At 60.2% G+C, this 20,163-nt stretch carries 18 protein-coding genes; 14 read left to right on the top strand and 4 right to left on the bottom strand.

From position 1 onward, the window contains the following. The first annotated feature begins 69 nt into the window (after window positions 1-69). Window positions 70-1,575 carry a sodium/proline symporter PutP gene (gene putP / locus ACQQZ8_RS12720; RefSeq protein WP_431710169.1) on the top strand — a complete coding sequence of 502 codons (1,506 nt, stop codon included), beginning with the start codon at window positions 70-72 and terminating at the stop codon, window positions 1,573-1,575. A gap of 86 nt (window positions 1,576-1,661) precedes the next feature. After that, a complete protein-coding gene (locus ACQQZ8_RS12725; protein WP_431710170.1) occupies window positions 1,662-3,224 on the top strand; it encodes a DUF1731 domain-containing protein in 1,563 nt (520 codons plus the stop codon). Here ACQQZ8_RS12725 and ACQQZ8_RS12730 read toward each other — a convergent pair. Beyond that, the gene (locus tag ACQQZ8_RS12730) at window positions 3,207-4,172 is read right to left on the bottom strand and encodes an AsnC family transcriptional regulator (protein ID WP_431710171.1); all 966 of its coding nucleotides are present in this window, start codon (window positions 4,170-4,172) and stop codon (window positions 3,207-3,209) included. The two genes, ACQQZ8_RS12725 and ACQQZ8_RS12730, sit on opposite strands and share 18 nt — an antisense overlap. A 233-nt stretch (window positions 4,173-4,405) precedes the next feature. Here ACQQZ8_RS12730 and ACQQZ8_RS12735 point away from each other — a divergent pair, with 233 nt between their 5' ends. The 6 genes from ACQQZ8_RS12735 (at window position 4,406) to ACQQZ8_RS12760 (ending at window position 10,904) form a co-directional block, all read left to right on the top strand. After that, on the top strand, window positions 4,406-5,152 hold the full coding sequence (locus tag ACQQZ8_RS12735; RefSeq protein WP_431710172.1) for a DUF5058 family protein: 747 nt from the start codon (window positions 4,406-4,408) through the stop codon (window positions 5,150-5,152). Window positions 5,153-5,171: 19 nt separating this feature from the next. After that, window positions 5,172-5,900: a hypothetical protein gene (locus tag ACQQZ8_RS12740; protein WP_431710173.1), complete on the top strand. Its 729-nt coding sequence runs from the start codon at window positions 5,172-5,174 to the stop codon at window positions 5,898-5,900. A gap of 95 nt (window positions 5,901-5,995) precedes the next feature. After that, window positions 5,996-7,162 (top strand): amidohydrolase, encoded by a 1,167-nt coding sequence (locus tag ACQQZ8_RS12745; RefSeq protein WP_431712197.1) that lies wholly within the window; start codon window positions 5,996-5,998, stop codon window positions 7,160-7,162. A 290-nt stretch (window positions 7,163-7,452) separates the two neighbouring features. After that, window positions 7,453-9,078 (top strand): biotin carboxylase, encoded by a 1,626-nt coding sequence (locus ACQQZ8_RS12750; RefSeq protein WP_431710174.1) that lies wholly within the window; start codon window positions 7,453-7,455, stop codon window positions 9,076-9,078. A gap of 83 nt (window positions 9,079-9,161) precedes the next feature. Further along, window positions 9,162-10,364 carry a serine hydrolase domain-containing protein gene (locus ACQQZ8_RS12755; RefSeq protein ID WP_431710175.1) on the top strand — a complete coding sequence of 401 codons (1,203 nt, stop codon included), beginning with the start codon at window positions 9,162-9,164 and terminating at the stop codon, window positions 10,362-10,364. Window positions 10,365-10,487: 123 nt separating this feature from the next. Further along, entirely contained in the window at window positions 10,488-10,904 is a 417-nt protein-coding gene (locus ACQQZ8_RS12760; RefSeq protein WP_431710176.1) for a DoxX family protein, read from the top strand. Here the strand turns inward: ACQQZ8_RS12760 and ACQQZ8_RS12765 are convergent. The 3 genes from ACQQZ8_RS12765 to ACQQZ8_RS12775 all read right to left on the bottom strand — a co-directional run bounded on the left by ACQQZ8_RS12765 (window position 10,901) and on the right by ACQQZ8_RS12775 (window position 13,427). After that, window positions 10,901-11,749 (bottom strand): Cof-type HAD-IIB family hydrolase, encoded by an 849-nt coding sequence (locus ACQQZ8_RS12765; RefSeq protein WP_431710177.1) that lies wholly within the window; start codon window positions 11,747-11,749, stop codon window positions 10,901-10,903. The genes ACQQZ8_RS12760 and ACQQZ8_RS12765 overlap by 4 nt on opposite strands. A gap of 108 nt (window positions 11,750-11,857) precedes the next feature. Next, entirely contained in the window at window positions 11,858-12,580 is a 723-nt protein-coding gene (locus tag ACQQZ8_RS12770) for a tyrosine-protein phosphatase (RefSeq protein WP_431710178.1), read from the bottom strand. A 61-nt stretch (window positions 12,581-12,641) separates the two neighbouring features. Further along, entirely contained in the window at window positions 12,642-13,427 is a 786-nt protein-coding gene (locus ACQQZ8_RS12775; protein WP_431710179.1) for a nitrilase-related carbon-nitrogen hydrolase, read from the bottom strand. 289 nt (window positions 13,428-13,716) lie between these two features. Between ACQQZ8_RS12775 and ACQQZ8_RS12780 the strand changes: the two genes are divergently transcribed. From ACQQZ8_RS12780 to ACQQZ8_RS12805, 6 genes are all read left to right on the top strand, one after another. After that, on the top strand, window positions 13,717-14,280 hold the full coding sequence (locus ACQQZ8_RS12780; RefSeq protein WP_431710180.1) for a GNAT family N-acetyltransferase: 564 nt from the start codon (window positions 13,717-13,719) through the stop codon (window positions 14,278-14,280). Further along, window positions 14,277-15,575 carry a sensor histidine kinase gene (locus ACQQZ8_RS12785; RefSeq protein WP_431710181.1) on the top strand — a complete coding sequence of 433 codons (1,299 nt, stop codon included), beginning with the start codon at window positions 14,277-14,279 and terminating at the stop codon, window positions 15,573-15,575. Before ACQQZ8_RS12780 ends, ACQQZ8_RS12785 begins: the two co-directional genes overlap by 4 nt. Beyond that, window positions 15,572-16,189: a response regulator gene (locus ACQQZ8_RS12790; protein WP_431710182.1), complete on the top strand. Its 618-nt coding sequence runs from the start codon at window positions 15,572-15,574 to the stop codon at window positions 16,187-16,189. The genes ACQQZ8_RS12785 and ACQQZ8_RS12790 overlap by 4 nt, the downstream gene beginning before the upstream one ends. Window positions 16,190-16,306: 117 nt before the next feature. Next, the gene (locus ACQQZ8_RS12795) at window positions 16,307-18,478 is read left to right on the top strand and encodes an MMPL family transporter (protein WP_431710183.1); all 2,172 of its coding nucleotides are present in this window, start codon (window positions 16,307-16,309) and stop codon (window positions 18,476-18,478) included. Between the two features lie 101 nt (window positions 18,479-18,579). After that, entirely contained in the window at window positions 18,580-19,029 is a 450-nt protein-coding gene (locus ACQQZ8_RS12800; RefSeq protein WP_431710184.1) for a DUF2871 domain-containing protein, read from the top strand. 42 nt (window positions 19,030-19,071) lie between these two features. After that, window positions 19,072-20,103: an alcohol dehydrogenase catalytic domain-containing protein gene (locus ACQQZ8_RS12805; RefSeq protein WP_431710185.1), complete on the top strand. Its 1,032-nt coding sequence runs from the start codon at window positions 19,072-19,074 to the stop codon at window positions 20,101-20,103. Window positions 20,104-20,163 lie beyond the last annotated feature (60 nt).

The following is a 20,163-nucleotide window of genomic DNA, read 5'->3' on the forward strand; positions in this document are numbered from 1 at the left end:
CTAGCACAGTGCGCCTCATTAGATCATGAGGGAAGTACCACGCACACTCGCGCTACCAATGAGGAAATTATGTCCGACCATACATTCCAAATGATCGCGATAGTCTTCTATATGTGCGTCATGCTCGGAATCGGTTATTTCGCTTACCGACGCACCAGCAATATCGATGACTACATGCTCGCAGACCGCGGGCTCAAACCATGGGTGGCGGCCTTGTCAGCCGGCGCCTCCGACATGTCCGGTTGGCTGCTCATGGGCCTGCCCGGTGCCATCTACCTTGCCGGTCTCCACGAAGCGTGGATCGCCATTGGTCTGCTCATCGGCGCCTGGTTGAACTGGAAGTTCGTCGCACCACGACTGCGTTCCTACACCGCGATCGCGCAGAACGCCATCACCATCCCGAGCTTCTTTGAGAAGCGGCTGAAGGACAAACGACACCTGCTGCGCATCGGCTCGGCAATCATCATTCTGGTGTTCTTCACCTTCTATGTGTCCTCCGGCATGGTTGCTGCCGGTAAGTTCTTTGAAGCGTCCTTCGAATGGCCATACCTGAACGGCATGTTGTTCGTCGCCGTCATTACTCTGCTTTACACCCTGTTCGGCGGCTTCTTGGGCGCCTCGCTCACCGATGTGGCCCAGGGCCTATTGATGTTTACCGCGCTGATTGCAGTGCCCATTGTTGCGGTCATCGAAATGGGTAGTTTCTCCACATTGGGCGCCCAAATCACCGAAGTGAATCCCGAGGCGTTCAACCTCTTCTCCTCCTTCAACGACACACACTGGCTACTGGCCATCGTGGCGATCTTCTCCACCGCCGCGTGGGGGCTGGGGTACTTCGGTCAGCCGCATATTATTGTGCGGTTCATGGCGTTGCGCTCCCCGGGTGAAGCTAAGGTCGCCCGCCGGATCGGTATCGGTTGGATGTTCCTGACCTCTGCAGGCGCAGTGGGTACCGCATTGATTGGTATCGCCTACTTCGCCGACGCCCCGCTCACTGAGGCCTCAAGCGAGACCGTCTTCTTGCTGCTCAGCCAGATCTTCTTCCACCCACTGATCGCTGGCCTCGTGTTGGCTGCCGTGCTGGCAGCAATTATGTCTACTATGTCTTCGCAGATGATTGTGTGTTCCTCGGCGCTGGTCGAGGATCTATACAACATCGTGGGCCGCAAGAGCTCACCGAAGATGTTGGTGATGTTGGGCCGGCTGGCCGTACTGACCATTACGATCATTGCCACGCTGCTGGCTTTGAATCCGGACTCCTCGATCCTGGATCTCGTGGCCTTCGCGTGGGCCGGTTTCGGTGGCGCCTTCGGTCCGCTGGTACTGCTGAGCCTGTACTGGCGCAAGCTGACCGCCCTCGGCGCTTTCGCCGGTATGGTCACCGGCGCGGTCACCGTGTTCGTCTGGGGCAATATCGATGTGCTGACCGGTGCGATGTACGAAATCGTTCCTGGCTTCCTATTGAACCTGCTGGTTGCCGTGGTGGTTTCCAAGCGCACCTACAAGCCGAATCCCGTCATCGACGAGGAATTCAGCCAGATGGAACTGGAAGTCAACCCACGCACCACCGTATAACGGCTGGCATTTTCTGCGCACTGCCCGGCGTCTTGCGGTTTCCCGCAAGACGCCGGGCAGTTTCTTTTTCACAGGAATAGGCCCTAGTGGTAGCACCACAACAGAGTTTTTGTCTCGCGTCCCAAGTCGAAGCTGGGCATCAATGCCCCATCGGCCTACGATGGAACAACAGCAACTTCCCGGCCACCGACCGGGCTGTACTTGCACTCGAATTCGAAGGACTGATTACTCTGGCAGCGTTGAAGCAGAACCTGGCTCATTGGCAGCGCACCGAGTCGTACTTTTTGGCCGCCGAACCCGATGCGCTCTTTGCCGTAGTCGGTGATCTGAAGCAGACCGGGAACTGGATGAAGAGTTTCGATGGCTTCATGGTGCATGATAATCAGCGCGGGGTCGGTAGTGCGGTGGACCTGTTACCGCCCGGAAAAGTCTTTGGTACGCTCCACCGCGAAACCGCTCCTGCGGGGTCGATTACCCGACGTAATCAGCAGCAACGGCTCGTTGAGTTCACTCAGCCTCAACCCGGTGGCGCAATGGTACTGCGCTGGGCGGTCCAGGCGGTCAGCGGCGGATCTCGTCTACATTTCACGGTGGAACTCACCGGCCCGGGTACCGCGGTGTTCAAACACACCGTAGCTAACCCGCTGTTTGATGACTTCGCCATTAACTGCGCGCGGCTTTACCGGCAGATCCCACATATGGCTCGTCACCGGGTGCAGCGGCATGTGGTCGTTGCCGGAGGCCGGGGCTTCCTCGGTCGTCGGTTGGTGGCGGATCTGATCTGCCACGGGAACTCGGTGGTGGTACTCACCCGAAGTCACGAAGATGATTTCCCCGCCGCGCAATTCCTCTGGGACGGCGTTCATCAAGGACCCTGGAAGGCCGCCTTTATCCGTGAGAACTACCCGGTCAGCTTGGTAAACCTCGCCGGTGAGCTGGTGGATAAACGCAACACCGAAGCTAATATCGAACTGCTCACCGCCTCTCGGGTGCAATCCACTCAGGCACTAGCTGACGCGGTCGCAGGGCTGGGCTTCAGCCTCGATACGTGGGTGCAATCCAGCACTACCGCCATCTATGGTGATGCCGGCGAGCGCAGGATCACCGAGTCCAGCCCCCTACCGACCGGGCCGGATGCGCTACCGGAAATGACCGGGGTAGCGCAGGCCTGGGAGGACGCTTTCGCGCAAGCTCCGGTCACGGCGGAGAACAACTATGTACTGCGTACTTCACTGGTCTTCGCAGACCAAGCACCATTGCTCAAAAGCCTCATGATGCTGGTCCGTACCGGGCTCGGTGGCCCCATCGGTGATGGGCAACAGTGGGTGAGTTGGATCTCCCTACCCGATTGGCTCGCTCTGGTTCGTCAGTTACTCGGGGTTGAAGGAACTCGACCGGATCCCGGGGTGATTAATGCGGCTGCGCCCACCCCGGTACGTAACGCCCAGATGATGCAGTGGCTGCGTCAGAAATATGCCATGCCGGGCTTTGGTGCGCCGGCGGCATTGGTGCGGGTGGGTGCCAACGTCTTAGGTTCTAACCCGCGCGTAGCCCTCACCGGCCGACATGTGACCAGCCAAGTACTCACGGAGCACGGCTTCGAATTTCAGCAGCCAACCTTCGAGTCCCTGCTAACCGATCTCGAATAGTCGACCGCCGCGTTTACGCGCCCGAACCACCATCGCGGTCCGAATCCTGGTCTGTCCTTCTCCCCACATCGGCGCGGTTAAGAACCTGTACAGGTCGATCTGGGTGGGCAGCGTCAGGTCGATCAGTAGCTGATAGTCTCCGGCCAAAGCCGCCGCGTAACGTACTTGGGGCAGGGCGCTGAGCTTTGTGCCCAGTTCATCGATCAGGTGCGGCGAGGTTTCCACCCAGAGTTGGGCCTCAATGGGCAGTCCCATGAGCCTTGGCTCCACCAAGGTCCGCACGGTGGCCTGCGACGTGGAAAGCAAGGTCTCCAATCGTCGCGAAGCCGAGGTCTCGCTGATCCCCACCTGCCGGGCGATGGATTCCACTGTCGCGCGCCCATCTTTTTTGAGGATGTCGATGATTTGCAGGTCTTGCGGACCGAGTTCTGGATTCGGCGTCCAGCTGGTGCGGTCTGCTCCATAAGGACCGAGCATCGCTGCTTCTTCCGCGGCGGTGAGTACCCCGGCGCGCCAGCCTCGAATGGTTTTGAAGTATTTCAACACCGGGTAGGTGGCATACTGCGAAATACCGGGGGTGGCTGGCAATTGCAGAGTAAGGATATCGGCCACATCCCCGTCGTAGTGAACCTCGGTGACCACATCGGCAATGCCTGTGGTGAGGTAGCTATAAGTGGTGTCCTCGCGCTGAGCGAGAGATTCGACGGTCAATCGGGCCGCGCCGGGAAGGCAGGAGAAAGTGCTCACCACCGACCCCTGCTGGTTACGGATGGCGGCTACGGTTAACTGCCCGCTCGTCAACAGCTCGTTCCCGTAGCGGGCGATGGTGCGTTCCGGCTCCCCCAGAACCGTGGCAATTTTGCGCCACGTCGCCCGACCGTCAACTTGCAGCGCCCCGACGATGCGTTGCTGCAACGGGTTCAGAACCTTGCCCGTCGAGTCCTTCATACTCGTTCCCCTCCACAAAAGTTGCTCCCCCTTGGAGAATACCCGCACTAAGCACCGGAGTAACTATCGATATCCCCCGAAACCTCGGCTACAACTCGACAGAATTGGAGGATTTAGCCAAATTTCTGACTACTCACACCATTTCTTGTCACCCGGACTTTTCTCATTCAGGATTGAGTGACGAAAGCCACATTGCACCATCTGCGCGATGGCTCCGGAGCTAGGAGAGAACCATGACCCACCCGCCAGTACTGGCACTCAGAGATCCGTCCTCCACCGATATCTGGGCGCTGGCCAACATCCCGGTCCTATGGATCTGTGCTTTGGGTGTTTTCGCGGTGATCTTTGTGCAAACGATTTTGTATGTCCGGGCCGCGCGCGCCGCCGCACCGCACGTTAATATGCCGAGCCGGGAGCTAAGCGAATCCTTTCGTGCGGGAGCCGTAGCCTCCATCGGCCCTTCGCTTGCAGTCGTACTGGTAGCCATCGCCTTGCTGGCCTTATTCGGAACTCCCGCGGTCATGCTGCGTATTGGTTTGGTCGGATCGGCGCAAGCGGAAACCGCCTCCGCGCAGCTGGCCGCCACCACCATGGGTGCCGATCTGGGTGGAGAGTCCTACACCCAGCAGGTTTTCGCGGTCGCTTTTATCACCATGAGTCTGTCCGGTGGGATGTGGATGCTCAGCACGCTGCTATTGACCCCGATCCTGAAAAAGGGTGGGAAGTCGCTCTCCAAGAAGAATCCTGCGGTGATGGCACTGATCCCCACCGCCGCCTTGATCGCAGCTTTCTCCTCGTTAGCCATCGCCGAACTACCCAAGTCCAACATTCACGCCATGCTGATTTTCATTTCCGCCGGGCTGATGGGGCTTTGCCTGTTGCTGGCCAAACTGCTCAAGGCGAGCTGGCTGCGTGAGTGGGCGCTGGGATTCTCGATCCTCATTTCGCTGACCGCCGCGTATTTCTTGCACACGGCCTAAGACTTCTGGAGTATTCATTATGGCAACATCAATCCCGGCCCCAGCATCCAACGCCGATGCCTCAATGGCCCGCTTCGAAGCTCAAACCACTCGCTACGGTTCCATCACCATGGCCATCGGGCTCCTGTTCTCCTTGGCCGGACCGGCTTACTTCTTCTTTTTCGCCGATATGGAAATCACCGCGGGCATGGTGTGGCTTTCGGTGGCCGCCGTCGCGGCAACCTTCGGCGTACTGTGGTTCGTTGAGCCGTTGACCTACTTCCCAATCCTGGGATCCGCGGCCATGTATCAGGCCTTCATGATCGGCAATATCTCCAATAAGCTGCTTCCCGCGGCCATCGTCGCCCAATCCACCATCAACGCCAAAGCCGGCACTAAGCGTGGGGATCTGGCCGCGGTGATGGCCATCTGTGGTGCGGCTACCGTGCACTTGACCAGCCTGCTGATCTTTGTGGGTGTCCTCGGCACGTGGTTAGTCGCCCGCATCCCCACAGAGGTCATCGAAGTGGCAAGACTGTACATCCTGCCCTCACTAATGGGAGCGGTCTTGGTTCAGGCGATTGTGTCAATGAAGCAACTGCGCCCCACACTGGTGGCAGTTGGCTTGGCCTTGCTCATGCAGTTCCTGATCCTTCCGGCTTTCCCGGCGCTGGGGATGTTCTCCACCGCCTTGGTGGTCATCTTCGCGATCATCGTCACCTGGCTGGTGCGTGACCGGAAGCAGTGCCAGAACACCGAGTCAGCCTAGAGCGTCGACCACCTTCGGCAACACCGGTATCCCTACGTTTCATTCAAGGAGTTCCTTTGCTCAACACCCAGCTTTCAGCCCCAGACACCGAAGCGATGCATCGCATGTACCGGCATCTGCACGCCAACCCCGAACTGTCCATGCAGGAGGAGCAGACCGCACGCTATATTGAAGCGCAGCTCGACGAGTTGGGAATCGAGCACTTCCGGTGCGGCGGTACCGGAGTGGTAGGTCTGCTGGTCAATGGTGCAGGCCCGACGATCGGGTACCGGGCCGACACCGATGGGTTGCCGATCAAGGAGGATACCGCAGCGGAGTATGCCTCTGTGTCTACGGGGCACTTGGCCGATGGAACCGAGGTTCCGCTGATGCATGGGTGCGGCCACGACACCCACGTCACCACGGCACTGACCGCCGCCAAACTGCTCACCCGGCAACGTGAGAACTGGGCTGGCACCATCGTGCTGATTTTCCAGCCCGGGGAAGAAACCGCCGCGGGGGCCAAGGCGATGGTTGCCGACGGGTTATGGGACAAAGCGCCACGACCCGAGGTAGTTTTGGGCCAGCACGTCTTCCCCTTTGCTGCGGGTCAGGTGGCGTTGACCAGTGGCCCAGCCATGGCCTTGGCCGATTCGCTGAAGGTCACCCTCTATGGCCGGCAGTCACACGGTTCGCAGCCACAGGATTCCATCGACCCGATCGTGCTCGGCGCTCACATTGTGACGCGCCTGCAGACCATCACTTCCCGCGAACTGGCGCCGCTCAGCCCGGCCGTGGTCACCTGCGCGACCTTCCATGCCGGACTGAAAGAAAATATCATCCCCGACCGGGCAGAATTTACGCTCAACATCCGCACCCTCACCCCCGAGGTCCGTCAGCAGGTGCTCGCTGCGGTGGAGCGGATCATCAACGCCGAGGCGCAGGCCTCCAACGCGCCGACCCCGTTGATTGAGAAACTTTATGACTTCCCCCGCCTGTACAACAATCCGGATCACACGGCGTTGGTCCAGAGCGCATTGGAAGCCGAGCTGGGTGTAGAGAATGTGCACCTGCAGCAGCCCAAGATGGGTTCGGAAGACGTCGGTTGGCTGGGTGACAGCATTGGGGTGCCCACCGTGTACTGGTTCTTTGGTGGCTTTGATCCCGCGCAAGCGAATCCCCCGGTTAACCACTCCCCGCATTTCCTGCCCCTAGAAGAACCAACACTGAGCACCGGAGTGCGCGCTGCACTGGCCGCCATCGGCCATTACGTGGCAAGGTAGTAGATAGAGATCTACGTCACAACTCCTGCCGTCGACCCGTGAGTTCGACGGCAGGCAGGTGCGGCAAACAACCTCGCTGACGCAGGTCAGCAAGGTTGTTGCCTGCGCTGCACCGGGAGTTCATCTCGCGTTCAGAAGGAGGGGATCCGCCACTTACTTAGTTCATGTCATATAGAAGTGACATAAATTGATTTTCAACACATGTTGACGCACGCTCGTGTTAAGCGTGTGCATTTCAAATCACACATCATCGCCGTCAGCTCAAGCAGGAAAACGTGGGGGACCCAACTATGAGCAAGGATGTTGCCGCACCAGAAGTAAATCACAAGCAGCGGATGCCAAAGCCAAGCGATATCGCCCGGTGGCGCGCAGCTCCGGTGAGTGAAGATGCTCCGACCGCCAATGTGGGCACCGATGCAGCTTATACTCCCCTAGAGCTTCCGGAAGAGACTCAAAGCCGGGTCGTGAACTTTGTCCGCCCCTTGAAGAATATGAGCGAAGTCCGCCATTTCTTCCGCACTAACGAAACGCCGATTTACTTCGTGGGCGCCACCCCTTTTAACCTGCTGGGCTTGGACCGGTGGGTCCGCAAGTTCAGCTTTATTAGCTACTACGATGGCTGGGATGGTGCGCACCCTCGCGTGTTCTCCCCGAGCGAGAAGCCATACTCCGAATTTGAAAGCGGCGAGGCAATCAACAATTGGTTGCTGCAGAACCCCGAGGTACGCGAACACATCGATTCTCGTCGCACCCCCAATGGCCCCCGCCCAAAGATCGCAATGGTGTTCTTCGATGAGGAAACTGAACAGATCTGTGAAGAACTGGGCTATGACCTGATCCTGCCCTCGGCCGAGCTACGGACACACTTGGACTCCAAGATCGTCACCACTGAGTTGGGTAACGCAGCTGGTGCCCCCTCGGTACCTAATGTGTTGGGTTACGCCACCAGCTATGAGGAATTGTTGGACCTGGCCGACTCCAACGATTTAGGTCACGATTTGGTCGTCCAGACCCCCTACGGTGATTCGGGCAAGACCACCTTCTTCATTGCCGACGAGTCCGACTGGTTTAAGCACGCCAAGGACATGATTGGCGAGCAGCTGAAGGTGATGAAGCGGATCAACAACGTCCCGGTGGCCGTTGAGGCTGTCCTGACCAGTTGCGGCACCGTTGTCGGCCCGTTCCTAACCGAATTGGCTGGCTACAAGGAACTCACTCCATACAAGGGTGGCTGGTGTGGCAATGAGATGCACCCGGACGTGCTCAGTGCCTCGCAACGCGCCCGCGCCATTGAACTGGTACGCCGAGTAGGTAACGGTCTGCAAGAGAAGGGTTACCGCGGTTTCTTCGAAGTCGACGTGCTGGTGGATACCGACAGTGACGAGGTGTACCTTGGCGAACTCAATCCGCGCATCTCCGGTGCCAGTGCCATCACCAATGTCACGGCCGGCGCCTACGCGGACGTTCCACTATTCCTCTTCCATCTCTTGGAGTACCTCGATGTGGAGTTCGACCTCGATGTCGACGAGATCAATGAACGCTGGGAGGCTTTGAGCGGCGCGGATATCTGGAGCCACATGATCATTAAAGAAACCGATGACATTGTGGAGTACCTCACCCACGCGCCACGCACCGGCCAGTATGTTCTCGACTCCAGCGGCAAGCTCCAGTTCGTGCGTTCGGCACTGGACTGGCATCAGTTGCAGCACCATAAAGAGGCGTTTTTCCTGCGGATTTACGGTGCCGAAGACTACCGTTGGAAGGGCGCTGATCTGGGGGTATTGGTCACCAAGGCGAAGCTGCAGTACGAGGGGCGCAATAAGACCCGACTGAGCATCGATGCCAAACACTTTGTGTCCTCAATCCGTGGACTCTATAAGGGCATCCCGGTTCCTCCCTCGGCTACCGAGGGGTAAGTCAGATGTCGTAGCTCTTTACCTGGCGGTGGTATCCTCCGAAGGATTGATACTCACCGCCGGGGAAGGACACTGATAGTTCCATGACAACTGCCAAACCCAAGGATCCGATCACGGTCGAGAATTGGCAGCACCAGGACAATCTGCGCTGGAGCTTCCAGAACCTCTCCTCGATCTTGCCTACCTCCCCGGTCAGCCGTGGCGGAGAACCCACAGCCAAACTGCACATGATGCAGATGGATCTGGGCAGCATCGAACTGATCGAAAAGCATGAAAACGAACCGTCGTTGACGGTCCGCAGCGTCATTCAAGCCACCAATACCGATGGCTGGTTGGTGATGCACCGCGGCAAGGTACTGGTCGAAGAGTACTTCGGGACGATGAACTCGGTTACCGATCACTTGCTGATGAGCGTCAGTAAAACTCTGGTAGGTACCGTTGCTGGCATCCTGAATGAGCTGGGCAAACTGGATCTGAACCTACCGATCACCCACTATGTGCCGGAGCTAGCTACCAGCGGTTATGCCGGAGCGACCACACGCCACCTGCTGGATATGCGCTCGGGTATCAAGTTCTCCGAAGAGTATATGGATCCTCAGGCCGAGGTGCGTCTGCTAGAACAGGCCATCGGCTGGGCGGTTCGCGAGGATACTAACCCGAACCCGGCTCAGGGAATGTACGAATATTTGGCCACTCTGCAGGCGAAAACCGAGCACGGCGGCCCATTTGAGTACCGCTCCTGTGAAACCGATGCGCTGGGTTGGGTCTGTGAGCGAGCCGGTGGTAAGAAAATGCAGGAGTTACTCTCGGAGCTGATCTGGTCTCAGATTGGTGCCCAACAGGATCTGGTCATGGGAACCGATCAGTTCGATGTGGGGATGTTTGACGGCGGTTTTAATGCCACCCTGCGCGATCTGGCCCGTTTCGGTTGGATCTACGTGAACAAGGGCGTGGCGCTGAACGGCAAGAAAATCATCGACGAAGCCTGGATCACCGACACCTTTACCGGGGACCCGGACTCACGCCAGGCCTTCGAGGACTCACCCGGGGATAACCGGATGCCCGGGGGCATGTATCGAAATCAGATCTGGTTCCCTTATCCAGGGTCCGATGTGGCGTTGGCTTTGGGTATTCACGGACAAATGATCTACATGAACCCCAACACCAATACCGTCGGAGTCAAGCTATCCAGCTGGCCTTACCCGCAGGATCCGGGACGTCTCTTCCCCACCATCCGGGCCTTCGACGCGATCGCTAACCATTTGGCAGCCACCCAACCCGCCTAATCCTAACTATCCGCGTTCCGGTAAGCATCTTCAGCTTGCCGGACGCGTTGTGGTGTTACCCGCAATTCAATCCGCGGCAAGGGTATCGTGAATGCTGTTACCGGCGCGAAGGAATCACCGAGGATGAACCGATCCACTCAGGCAACCTTGTCCAGTATTGCGGCCACCGGCCTACGGATCTGTGTGGGCGTAATCTTCCTGATCCACGGTTGGGATAAATTCTCCGCAGGGATCCCGGCCACCACTGCTTGGTTGGAAGGGCTGGGGGTGGAATATGCCGCGTTGGCCGCCCCGGTGGTGATGGGGGCAGAACTCTTGGCCGGCGCAGCCCTCATTCTGGGATTAGCGACCCGTTTCGCTGCCCTCGTGTTGTTGATCCACACATCTTTGGCTTGGTTTCTGGTACATCGCGGGCAGGGTTTTTTCGTTGCCGAAGGAGGGTCTGAATTCGTCATCTTGCTGGCGGTGGCCCTCGCCGGGATCGCACTGAGCGGCAGTTGCCGAACCGGCTTGGATCGGTTTATCGTCCGTCGTCGCTAGCCAGCAAAATTATTGAGCGTAGCGCTGGCATCCAACCACTGTTCTAATACTTGCAGGACCCCGTGTTCGCTATTCTTCGGGGCGCGGAAGCGGGCGGCGGTTCGAATCTCTGGGTGGGCGTTAGCCATCGCAAAACTATAGTCGGCGCTGCGCAGCATTTGTAGGTCGTTGAGGTAGTCGCCGAAGACCACGGTGTGTTGCGCCCCAATGCCCATGCTGCGTTGCAAGTTTTGCACGGCGAGGCCCTTATGCACCCCGAGGTTCATCAGATCCACCCAGTTCTCCCCGGAGATCACGACCTGAATCTTGTGGCTCACTGGTTCCAGTAAGGCGGCCACCGCAGCGGAATGGCCCGGCGCGTGGATCGCCAGCTTGAGGCTAGGGTCGGATGGTTCCGCCACTGTCGGCACAAGTTGGGTGCTGGCGTAGTACGGGGCGATTGCCGCGGCGAATTCCGCGCTGGGATCCTGTATGTAGGCGGTGTTAGCTGCGCAGCGTACCAACGCGTCCAGAAGCGCGGGTTCGGTCGATTCCAATAAGGTAAGAACCTCAGCCAGCAGCGCCTCATCGATGGGTTCGGATGAAATTTCTGTTCCTCCGCGCATCACCAAACTACCGTTTTCGGCGATGAAGGTCAGCGCGTGTTCAAGCCGGGCGAACTGTCCGGAGAGTTTGGCATATTGTCGTCCACTGGCCGGAACGAACGCGATCTCCCGTTCCTGTAGCCGTTCGATGAGCGGCCAGGCCGCGTCCGGAATGAGCCCGTGATCATCCAAGAAGGTTCCATCCATGTCCACCGCGACCAGTTTGATCTGTGCGCGGGGGTCGATCGGGTCGAAGGGCACTTATGCTCCTTTGCACGCCGCAAGGCGAGGTTGGGATCGGGTAGCTGTTCTGTAGCGCAGCAGGGGGCCGGCTTTAGGTGCTGGGCTCAACACCGTGGCTAGTGAGTTTTAGTCCACGAGTCGGGTGGCCAATTCGTCAAGTTTCGCCGTGCTCAGACCGTGGGCGATGAGATAGTCGGCTACCGAGCCATGGCGCGTTTCGACTTCGCGCAGCGCCGTATCTAGCCCAGGAATGCTGGTCCCGACCATCAGCTGCACCATTTTCTCGGTGACCGGGTATCCGGCGGCGGCGATGCGCGCACGCATCGTATCGAGCCAGGCACCTTCTAAGTTGGCGGTGGATGAAGCGTAGTCTTCGAATACGGCATCACGGTCGGCTCCCACAGCCAAGAGCAATAGTGCAACCGCCATCCCGGTCCGATCCTTCCCTGCGGTGCAGTGAACCAACGTGGCTTGGGCGTTATCGGCAACTTCCTCGGCCAGTTGAACCCAGGCGGTGGGATGGTTGAGCAGCAGTGGCGGGTAGAGCGAGTCTAGATCCGGGAAGGTGGTGGCCGCGCTCAACGCCCCTTCCAAGAGTGGTAGCCGCGTCCGGGTGGTTTGGCCAGCGATCTCGGGGAAACCGGGAGCCCGCTGGACCTCCTGATCACTGCGCAAATCGAAAATCCGGCTGATCTGGGTGTGCGCCAACCAATCGGTGATCTGGGTATCCAACTGTTCCGGAGCAGCGCACCGGTAAAGTACCGTGCTGCGAATCGTTGAACTTCCGGCGCTCATCCCGCCCACGGCCCGGCTGTTGGGCAGACTCAACGGAAAGCTATTCTCACTCATTTTGTCTCCTTGACCAGATACCTGATCTTCACGCTACCAAGTCTCTTGCGCAGAGCAAGAATTAGCTTTCACGATAGAGCTCGGGGCGTAACTGGGACAGGTAGGGTGCCGCTTTACGCACGGCTTGCTGCCGGAGCCGGTCCATGTCCGCCACGATCAGCTGTGGTTGTCGACCGGCCAATTGAATATTTTGCCCATCGGGCCCGATGATGGTTGAACGTCCGGTCATCGGCATTTGACCCTGGACCGAACAATGGTTGGCCCAGAGCAAGTAGATCCCGTTCTCCATGGCCCGCGCCGGGAGGAGTTTGAGTGCTAGGGCTGCAGCACCGACCTCCGCGGCGGCTGGCACAAACACAATCTTTGCTCCCGCGGCCGCAGCGAAACGTACATTCTCCGGGAACTGGGCATCATAACCACAAGTGAGTGCCATTTTTGTGTGGTGAAATTCGAAGATCTGTGGTGGCGATTGTCCGGCGTTGAAGTGTTGACGTTCAGATGCTGTGGCTAGGTGCACCCGTGTGTAGCTGGCTAGCTGGTGACCTCGATCGTCAAGAAAAAAGCTGCCGATGAACACCCGGTCCGCGGCGAATTCCGGCAAAGAATAGGCTAAGGCCACACCGTAGCTGGCGCTCAAAGAGGTCAGGTGTTGATGTAAACCAGCGATGCTGGACGCGGAGAAGTTCTTAAGCACCGCGTGCGGGTCAGCGCCGGTGAGATACAGTTCGGGAGTGAGCAGGACATCCACCCGATTTGTGGCGGCAAGCTGCAGCGATTCCTCCAGCCGGGCCAGGTTCTTTTCCCAGTCCCCACTCGTCGACTCATGTTGCAGTACCGCCAGCCGCATAGCCTCTCACTTCCCCATCTCGGTGCCTTGGGGAGTGCCCTGCACCGGATGTTGTTGTTTGGGTGCCTTAAGCCTAAGCCCGACGACGCGGGCCGACTAGTGCATTTGCGCAGTTTGTCGGGTTTGCGGCCGGCCGTGACCAAGGGCCCGGGCTCCCCGGGCCGGCGCTAACGTCCGTCAGCCTCGGACCGAGTGGGTGCAGGCCGCTGTCGGCAGCCAGAGCGGGCTGCTACGCGAACCGACGGCGCCAACAAGACAGTTCACCGGGCCGGGGTTTAGAGTCGTGACTATGAGCGAAGCGATCTTCCCGAGATACACCCGGCGTTTAGAGCTGCGTTTCCACACGGCCGAAGACGCCGCGGACCTGCTGCGCGTGTACTCCCAAAAATCCGTGGCCCGTTACCTCTTAGAGGATCGCTGGGATGAGGAATACACTCAGGAGCAGCTGGCCAAGCGAATCTCACGGGTCACCCTGGACCAAGAACCGCACGCCCTGGCTCTGGTGGTCGCCAATGATATGGGACGTTATGTGGGTGATCTGGCCCTGTGGCTCACCGATATCCCCCACCGGCAAGCCGAAATCGGGTGGGTCAGTGATCCGCAATGCGCCGGGTTGGGCTACCTGCGCGAAGCCGCGAACGAACTTTTGACCTTAGCTTTTGGGCCGTTGCGCGTACACCGGGTCGTCGCGCACATGGATGCGCGCAATGCGGCCAGTGCGGCCCTGGCCGAAAGGCTCGGGTTTCGCAAGGAAGGGTATCTACGTGGGGACCTGTTCAGCAAGAACGAATACACCGACACCCTGATCTACGGGATGCTCGCCGAAGATCTGCCAACGTGCGAGCCCGCATGAGTAACTCAAGCGCACCGGGTGGCGGTGAACTCCAAGGTCTACGACGTGATCGGTTGATCTCCGCAAAGTTTCTGCGCTGGGGCCAACATGGAATCACTTTGGTCCTGTGGGGTTTCGCCGTGGCCCGGGCCTTAGTCCTGGATCCGGCTCACCCCGGATTAGTGCTGAGCGTCGGGGTACTCTTTGCCGGGTGGTACCTGTGTGGGTTGCCACTGATGCATCGCGACGATGCACCACGCCGCCTGACGGGCTGGTTAGCGGTACTGCTGTTGTTTTGGGTGCTGGGATTAGTACTCAGTGCGGAATTCATGTGGTTGGCCTTTAGTCTCTGGCTGCTGGTGGGCCACCTCTTGGGCTTAACCGCATCAATCCTGTGCAGCGCACTGATCTACGCGTTGGCCATTGGGTTGCCCTATCTGCTGCATCAGAGTCTGGGTGCCGCCGGGATTATTGGTCCGGTGGTGGGTGGCTCCTTCGCCTGGGGCATCTCCCGCGGCTACCTACAACTGCTGCGCGATGTGGAAGAACGCAACGTCTTGGTGGCTTCGCTGCGGCAGGCGCAGGAACACACCAGCAAACTTCAAGAGGAGCTGGCCCGTTCGCAGCATGAAGCCGGACAGCTGGCCGAACGCACCCGGCTGGCGCGCGATATCCACGACACCATCGCCCAGCAGCTCGCCGCGATTTCCTTGCACGCGCGCGCCGCAAATGCGTTGACCGACTCGACTCGCACCGAAGCTAATCCCGACGCTGAAGAACGCCTTGCCCCGGTGCTAGCCCAGGTGGGTGAGCTGGCCGGGCAGGCCCTGACCGATCTGCGCCGGATCATCGCCGCACTGGCCCCGGCTGAGTTGGAAGATCGGGCGCTGGTCGGGGCGCTCGGACGAATGTTGGGCAGGTTGCAGGAACAATCCGGGATTCGTACCGAGCTGCGCGCGGCCCCCGGACTACCGGTTCTGCCCAGCACCGTTCAGGTGGCGTTGCTGCGTACCGCGCAGTCCGCGTTGGCCAATGTGCAACAACATTCCGAAGCCAAGAACGTAGTTCTTTCCCTCCACGATGCCGGTGATACGGTACGCATGGACATCGTCGATGACGGCAGGGGTTTTGATCCCACCCCCTGGCGGCAGGGATTAGCCCCGCGCGACATCGACGGTGGTTTCGGTTTACCCGCCATGGATCAGCGGTTACGCGAACTCGGTGGCGGGCTGGTGGTGGAATCCGCACCCGGTCACGGAACCGCTTTATCCGCCCATCTTCCACTGACCGCCAAGAAAGGCTCCGACACCCGATGATCACCTTGATGCTGGTTGATGACCATCCGATCGTGCGCACCGGGTTACGGGCCGTGCTCAGCGGCGCCGAGGATATTCAGGTGGTGGCCGAGGCCAATACCGGTGAAGAAGCCGTGGCGTTGGCGGCGTTGAGCCCGGTAGATGTGGTGCTCTGCGATCTGCGTCTGGGGCAGGGCATGAGCGGAGTTGAAACCACCACGGCATTGCGCGCACTCCCGCACCCCCCACAGGTGCTGATCTTGACCACTTTCGACACGGACGCACAGATTCTGGCGTGTGTGGAGGCCGGGGCCAGCGGATACCTGCTCAAAGATGTTGCTGCGAAAACCATCGTGAACTCGGTGCGTCAGGCCGCGGCCGGGCGAATGGTGTTAGCCGCAGAAATGACCCAACGCGTGCTGGCCGGTTTACGTACCCCAAAAGTCACGCTCACCGCGCGCGAACGCGAAGTGCTGAGCCTGCTGGCGACCGGGGCGAGCAACCGGGGCATCGCCAAGGAGATGTTTGTCAGCGAAGCGACCGTCAAAACCCATTTGGTGCACATTTTTGAAAAACTCCAGGTCGCCTCGCGTACCGAGGCGGTCGCCACCGCCCGGGAACGCGGGCTGATCTGACCGGGCAACCACCAGCGGCTAGCCCACACAGCACGACGGTGCATCCATCAAAGGGTTGAGAAATAGTTCGGTTGCTTGACCGATCCGCGCGCGTGAGCTGCACAGTTGACTGGAGGCATGAGATCTTCCCCGCTGCACACGTTATCCCACAGCCTCACCTCCCGCCGCGGCGCGCGAGGCTGGGTACTTGGTTTTCTAATACTCATTTTGCTCAGCTTCGGGCTCTTATCAGCCGCCCCGGACGCCACCCACAGCCCCAACCCGCTCCCGGAGCACAGCGACTCGGCGCAGGTGGCCCAGCTGCTCCAGGAATTTGATGGCGCGGGCAAGGCCACCACCCTGCTGGTGGCCAGCCGCAACGACGGTGTCGGGCTGGATGACCAGGACATCGACCGCTTGGCTGAACTGGGTGCCCTACTGGAGCAACACAGCACTAGCAGCGGCAGCGGTGATGCGGACAGCAGTGCGCCGGACAGCGGTAATAACGAGGCGGTACAGCTGCAGGTTGGCGAGCCAATGCTCAGCGAAGATCGGGCCGCCGGCTTACTGACCTTGAGCTGGCCCAGCGTAGACCCGTTGCAGGACCGTGCACAGCTCGCTGCGCTCCGCGCGATACTCCACGACCAGCCCACCGTGGAGCTCACACTACAATTCACCGGGGGCACCGCCTTCGGGCTCGATGTTGCCCAATCCTTCACCGGGGCGGACTTCACCCTGCTAGCGGTCACCGTGGCCATCGTCGCCGTACTATTGATCCTGACCTACCGCTCCCCCGTCCTGTGGCTCATTCCGCTCCTCGTGGTGGCCGTGGCCGACCGTGCCGCCAGCCTGCTCACCGGGGCGCTCGCCGGAGTGTGGGAGCTGCATTTTGATAGTGGCGTGCTTTCGGTGCTGGTGTTCGGCGCCGGGACGAACTATGCGCTGCTGTTAATTTCCCGGTACCGTGACGAGCTGCGTCACCACACCGATCACCGGCAGGCCATGGCCTCGGCGTGGCGGGCGAGTCTGGTGGCGATCCTCTGCTCAAATCTGACCGTTGTTTTGGCGCTGGGCACCCTGGTCTTGGCCACCATGGATGACACCCGCGGGTTGGGTATCGCCTGCGCCGTGGGGCTGCTGCTCGCGCTGCTGTTCACTCTGCTGTTGCTGCCGGCGGTGCTGGTGCTCTGTGGCCGCACCGTGTTCTGGCCGTTGATCCCCCAAGTTCAAGATCCAGCGGTGGCATTAGCCGCGCGCCCGGGCCGCTGGGCACGGATCGCTAGCACGGTGACCGCCCGCCCGGGGGTGAGCCTCAGCGTAGTGGCAGCAGTGCTGCTCATTTTTACCTCGCTGCTGGCCACAACCAGTCTAGGGATCAAACCGGCCGAGCAGTTCCGCGGGGCCATGGAATCGGCCCGGGGCAGCGAGATCCTGGCCGAACACTTCCCGGTGGGGGAAATCTATCCAAGCATCCTGCTCAGCCGGCCGGATGCGGCCCAACAGGTTGCCGCGGTGGCCGCCGAGGTTCCGGGCATCGAACGCGTCAGTGTGTTGGATGCCAGCGCTGATGGGGCTTGGCAACGGCTCATGGTGGTCGGTAGCGCGCAGCCGGGCAGCGAAGCGAGCCAAGCGGAGATTCACGCTCTACGCGACGCGGTGGCCCAGGTGCCCGGGGCCCAGGCACTACTTGGTGGGCCCGGGGCGCAGCAGGTTGATACTCAGCGCGGTCACCTCACCGACTTCTTCACCATTGCCCCGCTGGTGTTGGGTATCTGTTTCATTATGTTGCTGCTATTGACCCGTTCCTGGGTCGGCGGGGTACTGCTGACCCTGGTCAACTTGCTCAGTTCCGCCGCGGCACTGGGGTTAGGTGCCTTCATCGCAGGATTTGTGTTCGACGTGTGGGCGTTGGATGTGCAGGTGCCACTGTTGGCTTTCATTTTCCTCGTCGCACTGGGCGTGGACTACACCATCTTCTTGACACACCGGATCAAACAGGAGGCCGCTACTTGGCCGATCCGTCAGGCCATTATCCGGGCCGTGTCCGCCACCGGAGCGGTGATCACCAGTGCGGGGCTGGTTTTGGCCGGGGTGTTCGCGGCACTGGCCAGCCTGCCGTTGCTGGTGCTGGGTCAGCTAGGGCTCATTGTCGGGCTGGGGGTGGTGCTGGATACCTTCTTGGTGCGCACCGTCCTGGTTCCGGCGCTGCTGAGCTTGCTGGGCCGCAGCGGTCGGCCCGGTTGGGGTACGCCCCAGGAACCTCAACCCGCTGCATCGTCAGAGCCAGCGCTGCACAGCGCGGTTCATTAAGCCGCCGACGGCGGTCTGACGGCCAGTATTAACGGCTTGGGCCCCGGTCGGACGGAAGAACGATTTAGGACAATCCAAACACAACAAAGGAAGTGTTTTTGATGCGCAACATTCTGCATTGGGCCTTCGGGTACATGCTCGTTGGGGTGGCCTCGGGCCTGTTTTACCGGGAGTTCACCAAACTCAACGAGTTCCCGGCAGGTGAATTTACCCAGCTGTCGTTAGCCCACACTCACCTACTAACGCTCGGGTTCATCGTACTATTACTGGTGCTGCTGCTGGAGAAAGCCTTTGAGTTAAGTGCGCGGCCACGGCTTTTCGGCTGGTTTTTTGGCCTCTACAACGCCGGGGTGATCCTCACCAGTGCCATGCTCATCGTCCATGGGATGCTCACCGTGCGCGGCCTACCCTCCTCGGCGATGCTCGCCGGGATCGCCGGGCTGGGGCATATGCTCCTCAGCGCCGGGTTGGTGCTGCTGTTCGTGTTGCTGCGCTCTCGGGTGCCGCAAAGGCAGCAACCTGCGGTGACAGCCGTGCGCGTCAACGGTTAGGCTGAGAGTCAAGACACACCATCCAGCCAAAGGGGTCTCTCCGTGCGCGCCAACTTTCTCTTCGGACCCGGGCAGGTCGCCCTGCGTCAGGTCGCCGATCCGCTGCTGACCGAAACCACCGACGCGATTGTGCGGATTACCGCCAGCTGTATTTGCGGCTCCGACTTACATCCCTACCGGGACCAGACCCCGCATCCGGCGGGCCGACCGATCGGGCACGAGTTCATTGGTGTGGTTGAACAGGTAGGCGCCGAGGTACACACCGTGACGGTCGGCGACTTTGTGATCGCCCCCTTCGCGGTATCTTGCGGGCACTGCGAATTCTGTGTCGCAAGGCTGACCACGTCCTGCCTGAACTCCAGTTATTGGGGCGCCGATGGGTCCGCGGCGCAGGCCGAAGCGATCCGGGTGCCTACCGCCGACGGAACCCTGGTGAAGGTTCCCGGGCCGGTGGATCCGGGGCTCTACCCCAGCCTGCTGACCCTCTCCGATGTGTACGGCACCGGCTACCATGCGGCGGTCAGTGCGCGGGTGAGCGCCGGGGACGCGGTGACGGTGATCGGGGACGGGGCCGTGGGGCTCCTGGCGGTGCTCTCGGCCAAACTATTGGGTGCCGAACAGATTATTCTGATGGGCCGCCATGAGCACCGGACCGAGTTGGGTCGGGTCTTCGGAGCCACCGAGGTGGTGGCCGAACGCGGGCAGGAAGGCATCGAGCGGGTGCGGGAGCTCTCCGGCGGGCACGGGACGGCCAAGGTGTTAGAAGCCGTGGGACTGCTGCCGGCCTATGAGCAGGCGCTGGGCGTGGTGCGTGATGGCGGAACCATCTCCCGGGTGGGAGTGCCACAGTACACCACCGGGCCGATGGGTCGGGAACTCTTTGGCCGGAACCTGACGCTGACCGGCGGGGTGGCTCCGGTACGCAGCTATATTCCGCAGCTGCTGCCCGGGGTGCTGTCCGGCAAGGTGAATCCGGGGCTAGTTTTTGACCGGGTGCTGCCGTTGGATGAGATCGCCGAAGGCTATGAGCTGATGGATTCCCGGGCGGCCATCAAGGTGATGATCCGTAACTAGGTTGCGGACCCAGCGCATGGTTTTTCGGCAACGGCTCCGGGTAGCCATGGCAGACTGAGC

The sequence above is a fragment of the Glutamicibacter uratoxydans genome, assembly GCF_050753455.1.
In the GTDB taxonomy this organism is placed as follows: domain Bacteria; phylum Actinomycetota; class Actinomycetes; order Actinomycetales; family Micrococcaceae; genus Glutamicibacter; species Glutamicibacter uratoxydans_A.